The following is a 21,901-nucleotide window of genomic DNA, read 5'->3' as shown; positions in this document are numbered from 1 at the left end:
GATCAGTCGAACTGGCATCCACTCACCGGTACTCCATTGAAGCGATCGCGGAGGTAGTCGAATGCGTTGTTCGGGCCGAATCCGTCGATGATTTCCGGACCGAAGTGGTTAACAAAGGTTGTACCGGGTGCGATCGGTGGCAGGTCGTTGGTTCTGAAGGTGACCGTGGCACCGCGTGAGCACCACGACTGCGCAAGGCTGCGAGCCTGGGAATAGGGGATGGTGTCGTCGTTGATTCCGCTGGTCACGAGAACTGGAGACGTAGGCGTCAGGTTGCCGACCTGTTGTTCATCGAGAATCGTTGCCGCTTCAGGGATCTCGTCCAAGTGTGCAAGGAGGGGCCGGCCGTCGACCGTCAGTGCGTCGGTGCGCATGAAGGGGTGTTTCACGATGATGTCGCCGACACATTCGGTGGACAGTTGATCAAGAACCGCGCGCCCTTGCGGCGTGATTCGCTTGTCCAGCGATGTATTCAGGTCAGGATAACGCGCGAGCAATCCGTTGATGTTGAATCCGACGACCCCGCCGATCAGGTTGCCGTCGATCTGTCCGAGTACCGATCGCAGATCAGCGGGAGGAGCGCCAGCCCAGGTTCCCGCGAGATTGAGTTCCGGTGCGTAGCTCGGCTGGAGTTCGGCCGCTGCTGCAGCCGCTCCGCCGCCCTGCGAGTATCCCCAGAAAGCCAAGGGAGTGTCGGAGCCGGTTCCACTGAGAATGTTCGCCGCCCGGGCGGCGTCGAGCATTGCGTGTGCTTCTTCGATTCGATTGACGTAGGTGTGGACGCCGGGGGTGCCCAGACCGATGTAGTCGGTGACAAAAACGCGGGCCCCCAATGCATTCCAGGTTCCGGCGGAGAACAGTTCCTGATTTGCGGACATGGACAGTGGATCGGTTTGGATCAGCAGTGCGTCGGGAAAGGCACGCGATGGTGCGCACTGGTCGCCTTGGCCCATCGTGCCCGGTCCGATGACAACGGTTGGTCGCTCGCCGGTGCCTTGCCACGGCTTCGACGAGTCGATGTAGGTGCCCGTCACCGCGGCGGGCGTGCCGTCCTGGAGTCGTGATGTGTACATGACTCGTTGCGCCGGCGCGGGCCACGGACCGTTGTACGGGGGTAGTGATGCCCGCAGGGTCATCGGCTCAGTGCGAATGACACTTCCGGGAACTTCTGGGAATTCCGCCGGCGGTTGATAAAACTCGGGGATCGCCGGAGCGGCAGCGGCCGGGTTGATCGCGGTGACGGTGCAGAGCGATGTTGCGACGACGGACATGCCGACCAATGTGGCCATCCGGAGTCGTCGAGTGGACGTGCGCCGAAATGCTGCGGACAACTTCTTCATGGAAGCCTCTCGATGCGTGTCGACGACAGCGCACGAGTTGCTGCGATCGACAGAAAGAAGTGTGAAAGACGGTCCTCGGCAGAGTCCCGCGTGCCGGATCGGAACGCCGTACGCATAGGTGCGGCAATCGATCTCGGCAGTGCTCGGAAGGTGTGGTGCGGAGCTCACCCCTATGAGCTACCGGCGAGTAACAACATAGCCCATAATTTCGTGAACTGGGTCACGAACGTGTGATTTCGCCCGAAAATCTTCACGAGTGGTTCGAAAATCGTCGTGACCTGCGGCCTTGTTGCAATCCTGGTTTGGGTGAATCGGGTAGTAATAGGCGATAATTGTCCGGTGCGGTCGCAGCAGAAGATCTTGAACGCCACGCTTCGACTGATCGAGGGTGGCGGGTTCGAGGCCGTCAACATGGCGGCGATCGCTCATGAAGCCGGTGTGTCGCGCCAGACTGTGTACTCCAACTTCGGGTCCCGTGAAGAAGTGGTGTCGAAGGCGATGTCCGATCTTACTGTCGAGATGTTGAGTGGTATCAAGGCTCGACTGGCTACTGTGGAGAGCGCCTGCGAATACGTCGTCGAATTCATCGTGGCGTCGCGGGCCGAGGTGCGGGCGCACCCGGTGCTGACGACGTTGTTGCTTGCCGAGCGGGGTGATCCGGTGTTCTCGGCGGAGATGATGGTACGTGCCAAACCTGTTGCACACGAGTTTCTTTCACCCATTGTCGAGCGAGGGCTCGCAACCGAGGAGGAGTTGGACGGCATTATCGAAATTTCCGTTCGACTGGGTTTGTCGGTCATCGCGTTCGACAGTGAGTCCATCCACTCCGACGACGATTTACGAACCTTTCTCACCCGCTGGCTTCAACCCGCAATGGGTTCCACAGCCTAGATATCAGCTTTCTCTTCAACTTTTCTTGACACTTTTCCGGTAAGTGTCTAGTTTTGGACTCGCTCGGTTGTTTTGTCCATACGGAACTAGGCACTTCCCCCTGATTATCTGGTGCCCCGTGAGTTTTCGCCGCCGGCACATCGGCGATTCACCAAGGGAGCACAGCTATGTCTGCACTGAAACGGCGAGCCTTTCTGTCCGGAGCCGCCGCGGCAATGGCCGCAGTGGCCATACCGAGTGTTGCCCGGGCCGATGCCGGTACCGCTGCCAGAACCGTCGGGGTGCCGCTCACCCGCGAAGAACACCGCGTTGTCGTGATCGGTTCGGGATTCGGTGGCGGCGTGACCGCGCTTCGTCTGGCCGAGGCGGGCGTTCCGGTTACGGTGCTGGAGAGGGGAATTCGGTGGCCGTCGGGCCCGAACGCCGAGACATTTCCCCATCCGGCCAGTCCTGACAAACGGATCCTGTGGCACCAGTCCAATCCGACGCTCTTCGGGAGAGAAGTTGCTTTCGAGCCGTACGTCGGGTTGCTCGAGACGGTGTCCGGGGAGAACATGACATCGATCTGCGCGGCCGGCGTTGGCGGTGGATCGTTGGTGTATCAGGGTATGACGCTGCAACCTGCCGAATCCGTCTTCAACGAGCACTTTCCCGAGCAGTTGGACTACGCGACGATGGATCGCGTCCACTATCAGCGCGTGGCATCCATGCTGCAACTCGCAGTAGCGCCGGACGAGTTGGTTGCGAGTCCGAACTACGAGGCAGCCCGTGTATTCGCCCGCAATGCAACGCGTTCGGGGCTTCCGGTGTCCAAAATCCCGATGCCGATCGACTGGGACTTTGCGCTGGCCGAACTGCGCGGTGAGATGAAAGCCTCGTACACCAACGGCGACGGCGCACTGGGCGTGAACAACGGCGGTAAGCACTCGGTAGACGTCACCTACATCGCCGCCGCAGAAGCCACAGGATTGGTGAAAGTCGAGACGTTGCACCAGGTTACCGACGTCGAACGCGCGGAAGACGGCCGGTGGCGGGTATATGTGAACCGCACCGACACAGCCGGTCAGGTGCTCGAGAACAAGATCCTGACGACAAAGGCACTGGTCATGGCCGCGGGCAGCGCCAACACGACCAAGTTGCTCGTGCGGGCCGGTGCGCAGGGGCGGATTCCCGATCTGCCCGGCGAGTTGGGCGGCGGCTGGGGCACCAATGCCGACCGCATCTACATCTGGTCCGACCCCACTGAGAATTTCGGTAGCACCCAAGGCGGCCCGGTTGTCTACGGAAGCCGGAACTGGGACGACCCGGATTCGGCGTTCACCCTCATTCAGGCGTCGTTCCCGCCGGTGCCGTTCGATGCGCACAGCACGGTGATGGTCGGATTCGGTGTCAGTAGAGACCGAGGCCGGTTTGTGTACGACTCCGCGCGGGACGAGGCAGTGCTCCGTTGGCCGAAGGACGGCGACTCTGCCATCCAGCTCGGCCACATCGGGCCGGCCGCCCACAAGATCGCCGGGAACACCGGCATCCTCACTGACACGAATGCGCTGCTGTCGTCGACGTGGCATCCGCTCGGCGGCGCGTGTATGGGAACGGTCTGCGATCTCGAAGGTCGCGTGCAGGGCCAGCGCGGACTGTACGTGCTTGACGGTGCCTTGATGCCGGGTAATGCTGCTGCGTGCAATCCGTCGATGACTATCGCTGCCGTGGCGGAGCGGGCACTTGACTACATTGTGAAAGAGGATGTCGGAACAGTGTTTTGAGCTGCGCACAGTGTGAACTATCGCGAACGGCGCACCCGGAAAATTCGAGTGCGCCGTTCGGCTTCGTCAGAGCGAGAGAATCAGATGCTTGCAACACCAGGCGCGAGGAAGCGCTTGCCGTTGACGGCCTCGGAGGTGCCGGTGCGGTCCAGGTACGGCGTGATGCCACCGTTCCAGAATCCGAATCCGCCGCCGAGCAGCAGGCAGAGGTCGATGTCCTCGGCTGCCGCTACGACGCCTTCGTCGAGCATGATCTGGATTTCCTCGGCGAAGGCACGGCGTGTGCGCTCGAGTACTTCTTCCGAGGTGGACACCTTGTCGCCTCGAGGCCACAGCGCGGCAACCTCGGGATCGACAGCTTGGCCGTTCTCGCCCCAGGTCCAGACGCCGGGCTTGCGGGCTTCGACGAGTGCTTCGAGACCGGGCGAGCTCTTGAACCGGTCCGGGTACGACGCCTGCAGGGTCTCGCCGGTGTGCAGAGCCACTGCGGGTCCGACGAGGGCCAGCAAGGTGAACGGCGACATGGGCATGCCGAGTTCGGCGATGGCATTGTCCGCGACGTCGAAGGGGGTGCCTTCGTCAACGGCGGACATGACCTCACCCAACGTGCGGGTGACGAGACGGTTGAAGACGAAGCCGGCCTTGTCGCCGCACAGGACAGCAGACTTCTTCAGTGACTTTGCGGTGGCGAAAGCCGTTGCAAGCGTGGCGTCGTCGGTCTTGCTGCCCTTGATGATCTCGAGGAGCGGGAGAACGGCAACCGGGTTGAAGAAGTGGAAGCCCACCACGCGCTCGGGATGCTTCAGCTCGGACGCCATCTCCGTGATGGAGAGCGACGAGGTGTTGGTCGCGAGGATGGTTTCGGGAGCGATGAACTGCTCGAGTTCCGCGAAGACCTTCTTCTTGACATCCATGTTCTCGAAGACGGCTTCGATGACGAAGTCGGTCTTGGCAAACGCGGCCTTGTCGAGTGAGCCGGAGACGAGGGCCTTGAGACGGTTCGCGGCGTCGGGGGACAGGCGCCCCTTGCCGAGGAGCTTGTCGATTTCGGTGTGGACGTAGCCGACACCCTTGTCGATGCGCTCCTGGTCGATATCCGTCAGAATGACCGGCACCTTGAGCTGGCGGACGAACAGCAGCGCGAGCTGGCTGGCCATGAGACCGGCACCGACTATGCCGACGCCGTTGACCTTGCGGGCCAGCGAACGGTCGGGCGCTCCGGCGGGACGCTTGGCGCGCTTGTTCACCAGATCGAAGGCGTACAGGCCGGCGCGGAGCTCGTCGGTCAGGAGGAGATCGGCAAGCGCCTCGTCCTCGGCCGCAAAGCCCTTGTCGAGCGAAGCCGCATCCGTGATGTCGGTGGTGCGAGCCAGTTCGAGCAGCTCGACAGCCTTGACGGCGCCGGGAGCGTTGCCCTTGGTCTTACCGTCGACGATGGCCTTCGCACGGGCGATCGCGTCGTCCCAGCCCTGGCCGCGATCGATCTCGGGGCGAGCGGGAGTGACGGTACCTGCCAGAACCTGCGCGGCCCAGGCGAGTGACTGCTCGATGAAGTCGGCGGAATCGAGAACGACGTCGACGACGCCGAGTTCGAGTGCCTTCTTGGGGGAGAGCACCTTGTTCTGGTTGAGCGAGTTCTCGATCACCACGGTGACGGCGTTGGACGGGCCGACGAGGTTGGGGAGCAACTGCGTGCCACCCCATCCGGGGACTAGGCCGAGGAACGCTTCAGGCAGGCCGAGGGCACCGGCGTTGGCCGCAACGGTTCGGTAGTGGCTGTGCAGGCCGACCTCGAGGCCGCCGCCAAGGGCGACGCCGTTGATGAAGGCGAACGTGGGAACGGAGGACTCACGCAGGCGTCGGAACACCTTGTGGCCCAAGCGGCCCAGCTCGAGTCCCTGCTCACGTGAGGTGATCGCGGGAACACCCTTGAGGTCCGCACCGGCGGCGAAGATGAACGGCTTTCCGGTGACGGCGATGGCCACCGGGTTCGCGGCAAAAGCTTCGTCCAGTGCGGCGTCGAAGGATGCGAGCCCGCCGGGGCCGAAGGACGACGGCTTGGTGTGGTCGAAGCCGTTGTCGAGGGTGATCAGTGCAAACGGGCCCTCGATGCCGGGGACCGAGATGATCTTGGTGTACGCGTTCGTCACGACCTCGTCGGCGAATGCTGTTGCAATATCAGACATTTAGTTAACTCCTGCCTGGTAGTCAGCGTGGTTCGGGTTCTCCCAGATGACGGTGCCGCCCATGCCGAGGCCGATGCACATGGTGGTCAAGCCGTAGCGCACGTCGGGACGCGTCGCGAACTGGCGGGAGAGTTGCGTCATCAGGCGCACGCCCGACGAGGCGAGGGGGTGGCCACACGCGATGGCGCCGCCCCACTGGTTGACGCGGGGGTCGTCGTCGGCGATGCCGTAGTGCTCGAGGAACGCGAGAACCTGAACCGCGAACGCTTCGTTGATCTCGAAAAGTCCGATGTCCTCGATCTTCAGACCGGTGCGTGCCAGAAGCTTCTCGGTGGCGGGGACCGGTCCGATACCCATGACCGCGGGGTCGACGCCCTGGTAGGCAAAGCCGACCATGCGCATGCCGACGGGCAGTCCGAGCTCCGCTGCGGTGTCTTCACCGGCGAGAAGTGCTGCCGTGGCGCCGTCGTTGAGGCCTGCGGCGTTACCGGCGGTGATGCGCCCGGCGGGGCGGAACGGTGCTTTGAGCTTCGCGAGGTCTTCGACGGTAGTTCCGGGGCGCGGCGGCTCGTCCTCGGTGGCGAGGCCCCAACCGGCTGCACTGCGGGTCGCGACGGGAACCAGCGTGTCGGCGATGAAGCCGGCCTTCTTGGCAGCGTCGTACTTGTTCTGGCTGTTCACGGCGTAGGCGTCCGTGCGGTCTTTGGTGATGGTCGGGAACCGGTCGTGCAGGTTCTCTGCGGTGTTACCCATCACGAGTGCGCTCGGGTCGACCAGACGGTCGGCGAGGAAGCGCGGGTTGGGGTCTGCGCCCTCACCCATCGGGTGGTGGCCCATGTGCTCGACGCCACCGGCGACAACAACGTCGTACTGGCCGAAGCCGATGCCCGACGCGGTGGTAGTGACGGCGGTCATCGCGCCGGCGCACATGCGGTCGATGGCAAATCCGGGGACGGTTTCGGGCAGGCCGGCGAGGATCGCGGCGGTGCGGCCGATGGTCAGTCCCTGGTCACCGGTCTGAGTGGTGGCAGCGATCGCCACTTCGTCGATCCGCGCGGGATCCAGCTGCGGGTTGCGACGAAGCAGTTCGCGGATGGCTTTGACGACCAGGTCGTCTGCACGCGTCTCGGCGTACATGCCCTTGGGGCCTGCCTTGCCGAACGGGGTGCGAATGCCGTCGACAAAGACGACGTTGCGTTGGTTGTGTGTGGATGGAGCCACGCGAATTCCTCCTGATGGAGATGCCCACCACGCGCTGGGCGGATGGGACTTACGGTTCGGCAATCACGGCCAAGCGTCCGGCCTTGTAACAAGCGTACTACTGCCCATTACTCACCGGTAACTTAACGGGTCGAATTGCTCCACCCACACCCGCAACCCCGTCAGGATTCGCCGGTTGCCGCTGCTTCCTCCTCGGCCGCGACCGCGTCGTCCTCTGCCGGAACTACCGAGTTCAGCGCCTCGGCGAGGACCGGCACGGTCAAGGTGCGCTGCCACAATCGGGCGCCGCCGGACGTGAGCTTCGTCTCGATCGCAGCCGTGACCACGGCGATGTCCGATCCCGGCTCGATTGTCCAGTCCCAGCACAGACGACGCACCAGCTCCGGTTGCAGCAGATTCTCGACGGGGACCGATACCTCGGAACTGAGATCCGACAAGGCTGCGCGGGCTGCGGTCAGACGATCGGCGGCTTCGGGATCCTGACGCGCCCACCGTCCGGGAGCTGGCGGGCCGATGTTCGGCGGAGTCTTCGGGGGAAGCTCGCTGTCCGGCAGGGACCGAGCTGATTCCAATGCAGTCATCCAGATTCGTGAATAGCGTCGTTGCCTCGGTCCGCCGAACACGGGCAGCGACCGCAGCGCATCCATCGACCGGGGATCCTTGAGCGCCGCGTCGATGATCGCCGAATCCGGCAGCACTCGGCTGGGAGACACGTCGCGCTTACGTGCGAGATCTTCACGCGCCTGCCACAGCGCCCGGACCGCAGCCAATTGGCGAGTGGTCTTCAGTGACGTGATGTGCGACGTGCGGCGCCAGCGATCCGGCTTCGGCTTCGGCGGGCCGGCAAGTCGAATGTGCTCGAATTCTTCTTTCGCCCAATCCAATTTGCCTTGTGCACGCAGTTCGGCTTCCATGGCGTCGCGCAATTCCAGCAGCACTTCGACGTCGAGCGCGGCGTAGTTCAGCCATGGTGCCGGCAGTGGCCGTGTCGACCAGTCGGCGGCGCCGTGGCCCTTGCGAAGCTCGACATGCAACGTGCGTTCCACGATCGCGGCCAGACCGACCCGTTCGAATCCGGCCAGTCGGCCCGCCAATTCAGTGTCGAAAAGTACAGCCGGATACAACCCCAACTCGGCCAGTCCGGGCAGATCCTGATCTGCGGAATGCAGAACCCACTCCAGAGGGTTGATCGCCTCGGCCAGCGGTGCCATGTCCGCGGCGGTGGGGATCGGATCGATCAGAAACGAGCCGGCGCCCTCACGTCTGAGCTGAATCAGATACGCACGGGCGGAGTACCGGAATCCCGACGCACGCTCGGCGTCAACAGCCAAAGGCCCGGTGCCCGCTGTCAATTCAGCGGCAGCCTTCGCGATCCCGTCTGCGGTGGTGATGACATCAGGCACACCGTCACGCGGCACCAGGAGTGGTTCGACATCGGACGTGGGCTCGGTTGCATCATCGGTGACTTCGGACATGATCGATAACTCTACGTCGCAGAAGGCGTCGTAGTTGCGCAACCTTCCCCGTCACTTTCTTCGTCGCCTTTCTCGGCTGCTCCCAGGAGTTCGTCGAGCGCCAGGGCGAATCCTTGCGCGAGTTCGTGCAATTGGGGTGCCAGGTCCGTGCAACTGACAATGCCCACATCTACTTTGCCGTCGAGCGACATCACCGTCACATTGAGTCCGGCGCCGTGAAAGATGGGTCCCAGTGGGAACATTCCCGTAATGCGTGCGCCCAGGAAGTACAGCGGAACCGGCGGGCCGGGAACGTTCGACACCACGAGATTCGACACGACGGGGTGCCGTTCTGCGAGCTTGAGTGAGGAGTAGACGCGCATTGCGGCGCCGAAAACTGCCGGCGACGCAAATTGTGACCAGTCTTGAAGCATGTTTGCGCCCAACGCCTCGTTATGGTTTTTCGAGGTCGCGTTGTATTCGCTGATCGCGCGCAAGCGGTCGAGTGGGTCGACGATCTGGGTGCCCAGTTGCGTGAACATACCGGAGATCTGGTTTGTGCCGGCGCGGTCGGATTTCCCGTGAACCGACACGGGAACCATCGCGACCAACGAATCCTCGGGAAGCTCGCCGCGCTCCTCGAGGTAGTTGCGCAGCGCTCCGGCGCACAGCGCAAGAACGACATCGTTGACCTTGACGCCGTGACGGTCCTTCACGGCTTTCACTTTGGCCAGGTCGAGCTGGGCGAAGGCAATATTGCGATGACCGGTGATGGCGCCGTTGAACGACGTTCGAGGGGCGGTGAACGGCGCAGGCATCGCTCTGCCTTTGCGCGCGCGGGTCACCCATTTGGGCAGCAACGCGATACCGCCGGGGACGAGGCGCGCCAGCCGCGCAGGCCTGGAAATTACGGCGAGGAGGCCGCCGACAGCGATGTCGAGTGTGCCGGCGTCACCGGCGCTCTCGGTTGTGGTGTCTACCAGTGCGGGGGATTCCGGTTCCAGACTGCACAGTTGAGCCAGGATGTTGGCACCGGTAATGCCGTCAGCGGCACTGTGATGGATCTTCGACATGACGGCGATGGTTCCGTCGGCAAGTCCTTCGATGACCCACATTTCCCACAGCGGACGGGAACGGTCCAACGGTTGGCTCGCGATATGTCCGGCAAGTTCTGCCAGCTCGTCGTGGCCACCTGGCGCCGGTACCGATGTGCGATGGCAGTGTCGTTCGATATCGAAGTCGTGGTCGTCCACCCAGACGGGGTAGTCGAGGTTCAAGCGTGAATCTTTCAGCTTGCGCCGGAACGTCGGCATCGCTGCCATGCGGGAGTCCAACTCGCCGAGTAGTGATCGGTAGCGGTAACCGCCCGGGATGGTCGACGGGTCCAGTATCACCAGGCCGCAGACGTGGAGTAGCTGTGTCGACGTTTCCAGGTACAGGAAGGTGGCATCAAGTCCGCTGAGACGCTGCATCTACCGATTTTAGAACGGGTTCTAGTTAGATTTTGGTGGAATGATCAAACCGGCGTTGGGGATCAGTCGTTCTTTCGCGACAATTCTGTTACCCCGGCGGGTGGTAGGCCCGCGGCGTAGGCCAGCACTTCGCAGAATGCCTCGACGTGATGTCCCAATTCCGTTGACGTGGCAGTCCAGGAGGCCCGCAGTTCCAGTTGATGCGCCCGCGGAGGCCCCGCGATGTCGCCGTAGCGAACCGACGTTGTTGCCGTGACCGTGCCGCCGAGCGCTACAAACGGAGCGCCGCCGGCTTCGAGAGCATCCACCAGCCAACTCCACGCAACTTCGGGCAATAGTGGATCAGCGGCAAGTGATTCATCGAGATCGGCCTGGATGTAGGCGACCAGACGCATGGTGCCGTTCCAGGCTTCGTCCCCGTCGGGGTCGAAAAGCAAGATGAGTCGGCCGAAGGCATCACCTTCCGATTGCTCGGACACGGTGTCCGATTCGGGGTGAAGCACCTCGGCGCCGATTGCGTGGCTGTACGGGGCAAGTCGTTGTGGCGGGCGTATCGGACCGACTTCGATCTCGGACCGGACCTGTGCTGAGCCCATTGCGGCGATTGCGGCACGGAATTCGGCCGGGTCAGCGGTGGATCCGGAAGTTGTCACAGGTCAGGACGTTAGTCGGGGAAAAGGTCCCTGAGGTGGAGGCGCGCCGATCAACTGTGACGTGCTCCGCACAGATAAGTGTGAGCACCGTCACGAAATGTGACGTGGACTTTTCTGCGCGCCGAACATGGCAGCATTGGGAGCGGTCGAATACACATGTTGGCGGAGAGCGCGAGGATTGATGAGCGGGTTGGACAACTTGAATTCAGGCACCATCGGGTCAGCGGAGTACAGCGCACGGCGCGTGCTTCCGGATGCGCCGTTGTTGGCGGCGGCCACCGGTCGGTCGCCGGTGCGGCGTCCGGTGTGGTTCATGCGGCAGGCCGGCCGCTCGCTGCCCGAGTATCGCGAGATCCGCGCCGGGATCGGAATGTTGGAGTCCTGCTTCGATCCGGCGTTGGTCTGTGAGATCACGATGCAACCGGTGCGTCGCCACGACGTCGACGCCGCAATTCTCTTCTCGGACATCGTGGTGCCGCTGAAAGCAGCCGGCATCGACCTCGACATCGTTGCCGGTGTCGGTCCGGTGGTTGCCAATCCTGTTCGCTCGATCGACGATGTCGCGTCCCTGCCACGGTTGGTGCCCGACGAGGTCGGCGCAATTGCGCAGGCTGTGCGTCTGCTCACCGCCGAGTTGGGTTCGGTGCCGTTGATCGGGTTTGCCGGAGCGCCCTTCACGTTGGCGTCGTACCTGGTCGAAGGTGGACCGAGCCGCAACCACGAGAAGACCAAGGCGCTCATGCTGTCGGATCCGGCGACGTGGCACCAGCTCCTCGGCAAGATCGCCGACATCACGATCTGCTTCCTGCAGGCGCAGCTCCACGCCGGTGTCGACGCTGTTCAGCTGTTCGATTCCTGGGCCGGAGCCCTCTCGCTCGCGCAGTACCGCGAGTTCGTACTTCCACACTCCGAGCGCGTGTTGGCCGAGGTGGCGAGCGCAGGAGTGCCGCGTATCCACTTCGGTGTTGGCACCGGTGAACTGCTCGGCGCCATGGGTGAAGCCGGGGCTGACGTCGTAGGCGTCGACTGGCGTATTCCGCTCGACGTTGCCGCGAGGCGAGTCGGTCCGGGCAAGGCGCTGCAGGGCAATCTCGATCCGGCAGTGCTGTTCGCGGGTCCCGAGGCGGTCGACCGTGAGGTCAGACGCATCGCGGCTGAAGGTGACCGCGCTATCGAGGCCGGCGCCATCGGGCACATCTTCAACCTCGGACACGGTGTTCTTCCGGATACCGATCCGGCGGCAATCACGGCGGCGGTGGAGCTGGTGCATTCGCTGTGAGGACAACGCGTCCGTCGGTAGCGGTGATCGGGGGCGGAATCTCCGGCCTGGTCGCCGCCTACCGGCTTCGCCGTAGCCTCGGAGCAGATGCCGAGATCACGATCGTCGACCACAGCCGCAGGCTCGGCGGAAAGTTGCGAACGGTCGATATCGGCGGCGGGCCGATCGATGTCGGCGCCGAGGCGTTCATTGCGCGTCGGCCCGAGGTTCCGGCACTTCTGGCCGAGCTCGGTCTCACCGACCAGATCGTGTATCCGGCGGGACGCACTCCGTTGATCTGGTCGCAGGATTCGTTGCATCGTCTCCCCATAGGCACGTTGATGGGCATTCCGGCGAGCGCCGACGCGGTCGATGATCTTGTCGACGACGCAACCCTGGCGCGAATCGCGGCCGAACCGGAGCGCCGGATCGACTGGACTCCGGGTTCGGATAGCAGTGTGGCCCAACTTGTTTCGGATCGATACGGCGATCAGGTAGTCGCCCGCTCGGTTGATCCACTGCTCGGGGGTGTGTACTCCGGATTGGCGGAGAACATCGGAATACGGGCCGCATTGCCGACCCTCGCGGCGGCGTTGGACGCCGGAGCGCGGAGCCTGTCCGAAGCCGTGACAGCGGCGCTGCCGACGCCGGCTCCCGGGCCGGTCTTCGGTGCGTTGAAGGACGGATACGGAGTGCTCCTGGATGCACTCCGAGAGGCAGCTGCCGCGCATGTCGTTCACGCGGAGGCCGGAGTCGTGCGCGCCGACGGGAGCCGCTGGTTCATCGATCCGGTCGGCGCGGTCGACGCGATTGTCCTGGCAGTTCCCGCTCCGAACGCCGCAGTGCTCCTCGCTGACGTCGCGCCACAGGTCGCCCGGATCGCGGCTCGGATCGAGCTGGCGTCCTCGGCTGTCGTGGCGATGCGTCTGCCGGGCAATGTCGAGTTGCCGGAGAATTCGGGAATCCTCGTCGCAACGGACGCAGATCTCACGGCCAAGGCATTCACGCTGTCCAGTCGCAAGTGGACGCATCTCGCCGATCGGGGTGAGCATCTCGTGCGGGCGTCGTTCGGCCGCTTCGGTGCCGCAGACATAGTCGATCGCGCAGACGACGAACTGATCGCTCTGGCCCGCGCTGATCTTGCAACAGTGACGGGAATCACTGCGAGTCCGGCTGCGTCCTTTGTCCAGCGCTGGCATGGGGGACTGCCGCAGTACGCACCAGGTCACGTGCAGAAAGTGGCTGAAATCGAACAGTCGGTCGCAGCGTTGGACGGTATCGAGGTGGCCGGTTCGTGGCTACACGGCGTCGGCGTTCCGGCGTGTGTTGCCACTGGCACGACGGCGGCGACACGGATTTTCGAACGGGTGGCACGATAGAGGTATGGCACGCCTTGATTTCGACAAACTGAACTCTGAAATCCGATACCTCATGTTCTCCGTGTTCCAGGTGGAACCCGGTGTGCTGGGCGACGATCGGGAAGCTGCGGTCAAGGACGCCCGCTTGTTCTTCGAAGGTCTCGAAGACAAGGGCGTCGTGGTTCGCGGAATCTACGACATCGCCGGCATGCGCGCAGACGCAGACTTCATGATCTGGACCCATGCAGCCAGCATCGAGCAGCTGCAGGCCGCGTACTCGGACTTCCGCCGCACCACGACACTGGGCAAGATCAGCGCTCCGGTGTGGAGCAACTCCGCCGTGCACCGTCCGGCCGAGTTCAACAAGAGCCACGTGCCGTCGTTCATCGCGGGCGAGGATCCGGGCGACTACATCTGCGTCTACCCGTTCGTTCGGTCGCTCGAGTGGTACCTGCTTCCCGACGAGGACCGTCGCAAGATGCTCGCCGATCACGGTATGGCGGCACGCGGATACAAGGACGTTCGCGCCAACACGGTGCCGTCGTTTGCGCTCGGCGACTACGAGTGGATTCTTGCCTTCGAGGCACCGGAACTCATTCGCATCGTCGATCTCATGCGCGACCTGCGCGCCACCGAGGCTCGTTTGCACGTGCGCGAAGAGGTTCCGTTCTTCACCGGACCGCGTGTCGACATCGAGAAGCTGGTTCTTTCCCTTCCCTGATCGAAAGTAGCTGCTGTGGCCACCACGCCGAATCGGCGTCATCAGCACATGTCTCACTGGGGCATGTTCACTGCCGAATCGGTAGCCGGCGAAGTCACTGCGGTGCATCCGTACGAGGGAGATTCCAATCCTTCGCCGATGCTCGGCAACTTCGCCGGTTCGGTGCGCAGTCGCAGCAGAGTGGCCGGCCCGGCAGTGCGTCGTGGCTGGCTCGAGAACGGTCCAGGCCCCACGGAAAAGCGGGGCTCTGACGAGTTCGTCTCGGTCGAGTGGGACGAACTGACAGAACTGCTGTCCCGCGAATTGCGCCGGGTCGTTGACACTCACGGCAACAACGCGATCTTCGGTGGTTCATACGGATGGGCCAGCGCCGGTCGATTCCACCACGCGCAGAGTCAGGTTCACCGGTTCCTGAATCAACTCGGCGGTTACACCAAATCGGTACACAGCTACTCGCTCGGAGCAACGGGCGTCATCATGCCCCGTGTGGTCGGGACCCACAGTCAATTGTTCGAACGCTCCACGTCGTGGGACGTCATCGCGCAACATTCCGATCTGTTGGTGTGCTTCGGTGGGGTGCCGATCAAGAACACTGGCGTCAATGCCGGTGGTACCAGTGAGCATCCGACTCGCGGCGCGATCGACGCATTCCGTCGTCGCGGCGGAAAGATCGTCTCGATCAGCCCGTTGCGTGACGATCTCGACGGTGAATGTGACTGGATCGCACCGATTCCCGGGACCGACGTGGCGATCATGTTGGCGCTGGCGTATGTCCTCGCTTCGGAGGGTTTGCATGACATCGCATTCTTGAACCGGTACTGCGTCGGCTACGAGCGATTCGAGGAGTACCTGCTCGGACGCAGTGACGGTATCGCGAAGGATCCTCACTGGGCCCAGGAGATTTCAGGAATCCCTGCCGAGATACTGGTCGACCTGGCCCGCCGCATGGCCGCCGGTCGCACGCTGGTCTCTGTCACCTGGTCACTTCAACGCATCAAACACGGTGAGCAAGCCCCGTGGATGGGGGTGACTCTCGCCGCGATGCTGGGTCAGATAGGGCTTCCCGGAGGGGGATTCGGACACGGCTACGGTTCGATGAACGAGCCGGGAATGACGTCGATCCCGTACCCGCTGCCCACCTTTCCGCAAGGACGGAATCCGGTCACGGACTTCATTCCGGTCGCTGCGGTATCGGATCTTCTGCTCTCGCCCGGCGAAGACTTCGACTACGACGGCAGACGCCTCACCTATCCCGACATTCGCCTGGTCTACTGGGCAGGCGGCAACCCGTTCCACCATCATCAGGACATCCCGAGGCTGCGGCGGGCTTTGGCACGTCCGGACACGATCGTCGTTCATGATCCGTACTGGACGCCGATGGCCAGACACGCCGACATCGTGGTGCCATCGACCACGTCATTCGAACGCTCCGATCTCAGTTGTACGCGCAACGACGCGTTGCTGGTCGCGATGCACCAGGTCACCGAACCGTTTGCAGGTGCGCGCGACGACTACGAGACTTTCGCGGCACTTGCCGACGCGCTGGGATTCGGTGACACGTTTACCGAGGGACGATCGTCGCAGCAATGGATCGAGCACCTCTACGGTCAGTGGCAGCCGAGCGTCGACGCGGACGGTGGCAACACCCCGTCGTTCGAGGACTTCTGGGCAGATGGTCACTACCGGATGCGTACGCGCGGCGACGAGGTTCTGTTCGGCGACTTCCGCGAGAATCCCGAGAAGTATCCGCTTGGCACACCCAGCGGGAAGATCGAGATATTCTCCGAAACCGTCGAATCTTTCGGCTACGACGACTGCGTCGGCCATCCCCGATGGTACGAGCCTGATGAATGGCTGAAAGGTCCACGTGCGGAGGCTTTTCCGCTGCACCTCATCGCCAACCAGCCCAAGACGCGGCTGCACAGCCAACTCGATCACGGTGCCGTGAGCCAGGCGTCGAAAATTCACGGGCGAGAACCGATTCGGATGCATCCCGATGCAGCGGCAGAGCGAGGCATTGTCGGCGCGGACGTGGTGCGGGTGTTCAATGATCGCGGCGCGTGCCTGGCAGGTGTTGTCGTCGATGCAGACCTTCACCCGGGCGTTGTCCAACTTGCGACGGGAGCCTGGTACGACCCACTCGATCCGGCCGACCCGGACTCGCTGTGTGTCCACGGAAATCCCAATGTTCTGACCCCGGACGTCGGCACGTCGCTGCTGTCACACGGATGCACCGGACAACACGTCCTGGTGCAGATCGAGAAGTTCGAGGGGGAACTTCCCCCTGTTCGCGCATTTGATCCGCCGGTGCTGAATCCACGCTGACGGAACCGATCGAGGCCAGGCCGCGTCGAACTTGGTGAGCACCTGATATCCGGGTGAGCACGTCGAGCGAGGTGGGGGGGCCATCGTGAGTACAGCGCAGTGGAATTCGGCACGGGGGAGATCGGAAGTCCTTCGCGGGCAGATTGATTCAATGATGGAGGACCTGCACGAGCGGACGCGGTTACTTGCGCTCGCGCAGGAGAAGATCGCGTTATCGACTGCGCGTGCTCTGTCGGCTGACGGGTTGGTGGAGGTTGTCGTCAATGCCTCCGGAGCCGTTGTCGGCGTGAAATTCTCATCGGACGCGTGTGCGAAATCAACGCCGAAAAAGCTTGGTGCGTCGGTGCTGGCGGCGTCGGCGGCAGCGTCGGCAGACATGCGTCGCCAAAACGCCGAGATATTGAGGCCGTTCACAACTGCGACGCAGTTGGATCTTCCGGATCTGATAACCGGAGCGCCCAGCGTGCGCGGTCTGTCCGCAGTGCCTCAGATAGCCGAGCACATGGAACAGGATTGGGATCAGACCGTTCTGAGGAGCGCGGGCAATGTCTGAACTGTGGATCGATGTTCAGATTGTGCGTGCATTGGCACCGCGATTCGTGGGACTCGCGGAAGACATCGAGAGGTCGAAAGCGGATCTCGAACGGGAAATGACTGCCGAAGGTTCGAGCTGGGGAAATGACGAGGTCGGCAACACTTTTGCCGCCGCCTACCTTCCGGGCTCGGAGTCGGTGATTGCCGGTATCTCGATGATGGCCGGCGTCATGCGGAATCTCACGGATGCGCTGTACCGGACATCGGACAACTTCGAGGGCGTCGACGCAGAACTTGCCGACAACTTTGCAGGTGGTCTCTGATGGGAATCGAGATACCGGGATACCTGCAGGCCGTTGCCAGTGTGGCAGTGGGTAGCGACTGGCCGGAGGGGGACGAGACTTCCTTGTGGCGATTGGGTGACGCGTGGACCGAGATTGCAGACCATCTGACCAGTGCATCCATGGGTGGTGATGTCACACTGAGAGGAGTACTGACAGCAATCACCGGTGAGACGCACGATTCACTCGATGCATTCTGGCAGGATTCCGGTGGCGTCGCTGATGTCTTTGATCGATTGATTGCTGCCGCAACGGAATTAGCGGAATCCTGCAACGCTACGGCGACGGAGATCGAGTACACCAAACTTGCGATCATCGCGGCGTTGGTCGCGCTGGCGCTCGAGTTGGCGGCCATGGCAGCGGCAGCGATTCCCACTCTCGGGCTGAGTGCGGTAGGAGCAGGCGCAGCGGAGGTCGCTACCGCGGTTACTGTCCGAATGCTGTTGCGGCAATTACTGACCGGGGTGCTCGAAGCCGCTGCGGTGGAAGCAGCGTCGGCCGTCTTCTCCGGCCTGGCCATTCAGCTGGGCCAGATAACAATGGACCATCGCGAGTCCGTGGATGTCGGCAAGGTCGTGACCGAGGGGCGCGAGGGGTTTGTCACGGGCGCGGTGGATGAGTTGTCCACATCCGGCGGCGCACTGAACTGGAATTTCTGACGCAGTAACCGGGCCTGAGTGCACACAACGTTCACTCGCGTGCGGCCACGAGCCCGCTTTCCGCGGTGGATTTCACTCCGATGAGTGGAAGCAACGCGACGGCGGCAATCAGTGCGAGTGACCCGCTGACCACGAGAAATCGCCAATCGGCGAGCCACGCTCCGAGCAGTGGTGAGCCGGCTCGGGCCAGCGCTGTCGGAATGGTGATCGCGGCAAGGACACTCGCGAAGTGGGTAACGCCGAAGTTGTCGGCCAATATCGACGGCCGCGCGATGACGCCGACGCCTTGGCCGAGACCCACAGCAGCAACGCACAGCAACGTCAGGGGTATCGACAAGCCCGCGAGTGGTAGCAACAGTAGGCCGAACCCCTGTATGGCGAAGGCGCACGACGTGACCGGTGTGATGGCCAGTCGGGTGCCCGCCACTGTGAGTATCAGCCGCGAGAGAATCTGCAGGACACCGACAGCGATGGGCACTGATGTTGCGACCGCAACAGAGTGACCTTGGTCGAGCAAGTATGCGATCACGAGTAGGAGGAAGGCCGACGCCGATCCTGCCTGAGCGACGAAAGCGATCAGCAGCAACCAGAACCGGCGCTGCCGCAGTGCTGCACCGAAAGGCGTTCCTGACCTTGCCCGGACTCGGTTGCGATGAGCGGCGCGCGACGGTACGGCCCACAGATGACCCGGAACCGCGGTAGTGACGAGTATGGCCGACAGGATGATCAAGGTTGTGCGCCAGCCGAATTCGCTGTTCATCCAACCGAGGAGTGGATACACCAGATATGTCGACAGTCCGGCGATCATCGTGACGGTGAGAATCGCCTGATTTCGTTGATACGCTTCGGTCGCCACCACGATCACCGCGAAGGTCGACTCGTACGTCGACATTGCCAGTGCCAGCCCGATCAAGGCAAACGCAACATACAGCGACATCAGGTTGGTTGCCTGTGACCACATCAGTACCGAGCCTGCTCCGATCACCGAGCCGGTGGCCATGAGCATGCGTCCGCCCCGCCGGTCGAGGATGCGACCGACGGGCAAAGCGGCCAGTCCGCCCACCAGCGTCGATACTGTGGAGGCACCTGCCACGGCGGTGCGTGAGACATCGAGATCGGTGGCGATGGGAATGAGGATCACCGGCAGGATCTGGATCATCGCGATGAAACTGATGGTGTTCGTGAGCGCGAAGACCATCACCAGATGGCGTCGATACTTAGGGCTGAGAGAAGTTGGAGTGTCGGTCTCGGCGGTCATCCGCGAAGTAGCGGAAGCAGCTGGCTGCCTTGGCGTTCGATCTCGGGCAAGTACGGGGTGTCGGACAGAACGAAGTGACTGATCCCGAGATCTTCGTATTTACGTAGCGATTTTGCAACGTCTTCGGCGGAACCGACCAGCCACGTGGTTGCCGCGCCACCACCGCCCACTTTGCCGGGCGTGGTGTAGAGGTTGTCATCGAGTACCTCACCGCGCGAGGCCAGATCGAGCAGGCGTTGTTGGCCAACTGCGCTTCGACGGTGTGGATTCTGTGCCAGCGATTCGGGTGCACCTTGTTCGCGCTGGCGGGCTGCCATCTGTGCGACTTTTTCCTCGGCTTCTTTCCACGCCTGCTCTGTTGTGTCTCGGACAAAGGTGGTGATCCGCAAACCGTATTCCAGTGGGGCGTGTTGCCGTTCGATCTGTCGACTCAGTGCCTCGAGTCTGTCGATGCGTTCGGCGACACCGTCAAGTGTTTCGCCCCAGAACAATTGGACATCGGCCTCCGCGGCTGCGACTTTCTCGGCGGCTTCCGAGGCGCCGCCGAAGTAGAGCTTCGGGTGTGGACGGCCGGGCCGAGTCTCGATGCGCGGCCCAATGGTCGAGTTCTCCACGTGGAAATGCTCGCCGCGGTAGGTCACGTTCTCTTCGGTCCACAGTTTGCGAACGAGTTGGAGGAACTCCTGGGTCCGCGCGTAGCGATTCGCTTGATCACCATCGGTATCTCCGTAGGCAGCGAGATCGTCCTTGCCGGATACGATGTTGACGCGGACGCGACCGCCGGTGAGGTGATCGAGTGCCGCCGCAGACGCCGCAAAGTTAGCCGGCCGCCAGTATCCGGGGCGGATCGCGATGAGTGGCTCGAATGTGGTTGTCCGCGCGGCCAGTGCAGTAGCCACCGTGAAGGTGTCCGGACGCCCCCAGCCTGCGCCGATCAGGGCACCGGTCCAACCGTTCTGCTCCAGCGCGAGTGCCTGGCGAGTGAGGGTTTCGAGGCTGTTGTGACCGGCCTGCGTGTTGTCGCCGCGGTGGCCGGGCTCAACCTGATTGGGGATGTACCAGAGGAATTCGGTGCTCATTGCTTCTTCCTGATCTGTGCGAGATGGGACAACTGCGCGTCACGTACTTCGGCTGTTTGTCCTTGCACCAGGACGAAGAGGGCTGTGCGCGCGTACAACTGCGCAGTGTTGTCGCGAACGATGCCCCGTCCCGCTCGGGCTATGACAAGGGCGTGAGTGAGGGTGACGAGTGCTTCGCCCATGGCAACTTTTGCCGCCAGCCGCTCATCGATTCGGTGCCTTTCGTTCCCCGTGCTCTTGGCTGCGTCGGAGAGTGCGTATGCGTCGGTCCGAAGCTGCGCGATCCGGGGGCGCCACAGGTCGGCGAGCTCACGGGAAGTGGGATGAGCCTGCTCGAGTTCGCCGAGGACTCTGTCGGCAAGCCCGAAATGATGTGGCCGGGCGTCGCTTGCCGTGCTGAAATCGGTTGTGCGGTACTTGGATAGAGGAACCCTGCTGATGACATGCGCTTCCGGTACGAACACTTCGGACAATGTCACTCGTTCCGTTCGACTACCGGCCACGGCACTCAACTCCAGGTCGGAGGACTGAACACGCTCGTTGATCGGTACCAGTGCGGTCACAACGGTGCGGGTCGAGCTTTCGACAGCAGCCACCATCAAGACGGTGTTCAGGCCCCAACCGCTGACCCACGAGATAGTGCCGGAGAACGTCCAGCCGGCAGATTCACGCGTCGCCGCGATGAAGTGGTCGGGGTATCGCCGGACGTCGCTGATCGCCGCTCCGGTCAGTAGGCGTCCGCGCAGAATCTGGTGGGCGATCGGGGGTAACTCGGTGCCTGCCGCGTGTGCATCGGCCAGTCGCCCGACCACTGGTGCATGCTGCGCCCATACGAGCCACGTGTTCAGGCAGGCACCGGCCAGGACTTCGTGGAGGAGTCGATCACTGTGTCGGTCGACATGTGCCCCGTCGAACTCGGCCGGCGCCAGATGGTTCAACAGGTGGAGGTCGGAGAACTCGACAATGCGTTCAGGGGTTACTCCGTGCCGATCCGTTTCGAGCGCGGTCGGTAGCAGTACGGCGTCGGCATACTGCTTGGCACTGGCCACCAACGGATGCGTGTTGACAGCCGTAACTGCCTGAGCTCTCACGTGTGTGGCGAGTTCGGAGACAGTCATACAGGCACGATTCCTCTCGAGGTGTACTGGATTTCGGCAGCGGCGAAGAGGGGATTCGGATCGTCGCGAGAAAAACTCGCTGTTGCGATCGCATGTGTCCCTACAGAGAAATCTACTGCGGCGGAGCAATTTTCACCAGATTGTGATCATCGTGAATGCAAGAGGTGACGTTTGCTCCTGGATCGGGTTGACTTCCATTCAGTGTCTACCAGACCTCGACGGGCTGCGTTCTCGTTCAGTCGCGACGGTGATCGTCCGTCTCTCCCTTCG

18 protein-coding genes are annotated in these 21,901 nt (G+C 62.7%); 9 read left to right on the top strand and 9 right to left on the bottom strand.

The genetic code is table 11. From position 1 onward, the window contains the following. Positions 1–2: 2 nt before the first annotated feature. Complete coding sequence (locus EEB13_RS17705) at positions 3–1,340, bottom strand: lipase family protein (protein WP_052683556.1); 1,338 nt, start codon at positions 1,338–1,340, stop codon at positions 3–5. A 339-nt stretch (positions 1,341–1,679) separates the two neighbouring features. Between EEB13_RS17705 and EEB13_RS17700 the strand changes: the two genes are divergently transcribed. Further along, positions 1,680–2,231 (top strand): TetR/AcrR family transcriptional regulator, encoded by a 552-nt coding sequence (locus EEB13_RS17700; protein ID WP_045067444.1) that lies wholly within the window; start codon positions 1,680–1,682, stop codon positions 2,229–2,231. Between the two features lie 167 nt (positions 2,232–2,398). Further along, a complete protein-coding gene (locus EEB13_RS17695; protein ID WP_141485949.1) occupies positions 2,399–3,994 on the top strand; it encodes a GMC oxidoreductase in 1,596 nt (531 codons plus the stop codon). 80 nt (positions 3,995–4,074) lie between these two features. On the opposite strand, the gene EEB13_RS17690 is transcribed toward EEB13_RS17695, so the two are convergent. The 5 genes from EEB13_RS17690 to EEB13_RS17670 all read right to left on the bottom strand — a co-directional run bounded on the left by EEB13_RS17690 (position 4,075) and on the right by EEB13_RS17670 (position 10,980). Continuing rightward, the gene (locus EEB13_RS17690; RefSeq protein WP_141485948.1) at positions 4,075–6,180 is read right to left on the bottom strand and encodes a 3-hydroxyacyl-CoA dehydrogenase NAD-binding domain-containing protein; all 2,106 of its coding nucleotides are present in this window, start codon (positions 6,178–6,180) and stop codon (positions 4,075–4,077) included. Beyond that, a complete protein-coding gene (locus EEB13_RS17685; protein WP_033234758.1) occupies positions 6,181–7,401 on the bottom strand; it encodes a thiolase family protein in 1,221 nt (406 codons plus the stop codon). A 161-nt stretch (positions 7,402–7,562) separates the two neighbouring features. After that, the gene (locus tag EEB13_RS17680; RefSeq protein ID WP_045067965.1) at positions 7,563–8,876 is read right to left on the bottom strand and encodes a ribonuclease D; all 1,314 of its coding nucleotides are present in this window, start codon (positions 8,874–8,876) and stop codon (positions 7,563–7,565) included. An 11-nt stretch (positions 8,877–8,887) separates the two neighbouring features. Continuing rightward, on the bottom strand, positions 8,888–10,327 hold the full coding sequence (locus tag EEB13_RS17675) for a WS/DGAT/MGAT family O-acyltransferase (RefSeq protein ID WP_141485947.1): 1,440 nt from the start codon (positions 10,325–10,327) through the stop codon (positions 8,888–8,890). Between the two features lie 62 nt (positions 10,328–10,389). After that, positions 10,390–10,980 carry a DUF3000 domain-containing protein gene (locus EEB13_RS17670; RefSeq protein WP_033234757.1) on the bottom strand — a complete coding sequence of 197 codons (591 nt, stop codon included), beginning with the start codon at positions 10,978–10,980 and terminating at the stop codon, positions 10,390–10,392. Positions 10,981–11,161: 181 nt separating this feature from the next. Between EEB13_RS17670 and hemE the strand changes: the two genes are divergently transcribed. The 7 genes from hemE (at position 11,162) to EEB13_RS17635 (ending at position 18,176) form a co-directional block, all read left to right on the top strand. Further along, complete coding sequence (hemE, locus tag EEB13_RS17665) at positions 11,162–12,259, top strand: uroporphyrinogen decarboxylase (protein WP_141485946.1); 1,098 nt, start codon at positions 11,162–11,164, stop codon at positions 12,257–12,259. Continuing rightward, positions 12,256–13,617, top strand: a complete 1,362-nt coding sequence (locus EEB13_RS17660; RefSeq protein ID WP_141485945.1) for a protoporphyrinogen oxidase — start codon at positions 12,256–12,258, stop codon at positions 13,615–13,617. Before hemE ends, EEB13_RS17660 begins: the two co-directional genes overlap by 4 nt. A gap of 4 nt (positions 13,618–13,621) precedes the next feature. Then, positions 13,622–14,317 (top strand): hydrogen peroxide-dependent heme synthase, encoded by a 696-nt coding sequence (gene hemQ, locus EEB13_RS17655; RefSeq protein ID WP_033234754.1) that lies wholly within the window; start codon positions 13,622–13,624, stop codon positions 14,315–14,317. Between the two features lie 48 nt (positions 14,318–14,365). Beyond that, on the top strand, positions 14,366–16,642 hold the full coding sequence (locus EEB13_RS17650; RefSeq protein WP_141486193.1) for a molybdopterin-dependent oxidoreductase: 2,277 nt from the start codon (positions 14,366–14,368) through the stop codon (positions 16,640–16,642). 151 nt (positions 16,643–16,793) lie between these two features. Beyond that, the gene (locus EEB13_RS17645; RefSeq protein ID WP_141485944.1) at positions 16,794–17,195 is read left to right on the top strand and encodes a YbaB/EbfC family nucleoid-associated protein; all 402 of its coding nucleotides are present in this window, start codon (positions 16,794–16,796) and stop codon (positions 17,193–17,195) included. Continuing rightward, on the top strand, positions 17,188–17,499 hold the full coding sequence (locus tag EEB13_RS17640; protein ID WP_033234752.1) for a WXG100 family type VII secretion target: 312 nt from the start codon (positions 17,188–17,190) through the stop codon (positions 17,497–17,499). The genes EEB13_RS17645 and EEB13_RS17640 overlap by 8 nt, the downstream gene beginning before the upstream one ends. After that, on the top strand, positions 17,499–18,176 hold the full coding sequence (locus tag EEB13_RS17635; protein ID WP_141485943.1) for a hypothetical protein: 678 nt from the start codon (positions 17,499–17,501) through the stop codon (positions 18,174–18,176). Before EEB13_RS17640 ends, EEB13_RS17635 begins: the two co-directional genes overlap by 1 nt. 31 nt (positions 18,177–18,207) lie before the next feature. Here the strand turns inward: EEB13_RS17635 and EEB13_RS17630 are convergent, their stop codons facing one another. From EEB13_RS17630 to EEB13_RS17620, 3 genes are read right to left on the bottom strand one after another with little or no spacing between them, the layout of a single operon-like run. Beyond that, positions 18,208–19,434: an MFS transporter gene (locus EEB13_RS17630; RefSeq protein WP_141485942.1), complete on the bottom strand. Its 1,227-nt coding sequence runs from the start codon at positions 19,432–19,434 to the stop codon at positions 18,208–18,210. After that, the gene (locus EEB13_RS17625) at positions 19,431–20,513 is read right to left on the bottom strand and encodes an LLM class flavin-dependent oxidoreductase (protein ID WP_095886094.1); all 1,083 of its coding nucleotides are present in this window, start codon (positions 20,511–20,513) and stop codon (positions 19,431–19,433) included. The genes EEB13_RS17630 and EEB13_RS17625 overlap by 4 nt, the downstream gene beginning before the upstream one ends. Further along, positions 20,510–21,631, bottom strand: coding sequence for an acyl-CoA dehydrogenase family protein (locus EEB13_RS17620; RefSeq protein ID WP_141485941.1), 1,122 nt, complete (start codon positions 21,629–21,631; stop codon positions 20,510–20,512). The genes EEB13_RS17625 and EEB13_RS17620 overlap by 4 nt, the downstream gene beginning before the upstream one ends. Positions 21,632–21,901 lie beyond the last annotated feature (270 nt).

The organism is Rhodococcus sp. WS3 (assembly GCF_003797085.1).
In the GTDB taxonomy this organism is placed as follows: domain Bacteria; phylum Actinomycetota; class Actinomycetes; order Mycobacteriales; family Mycobacteriaceae; genus Rhodococcus_F; species Rhodococcus_F globerula.
Note: the sequence above shows the minus strand (reverse complement) of the source record. Positions and strands in the feature narration are given on the sequence as shown.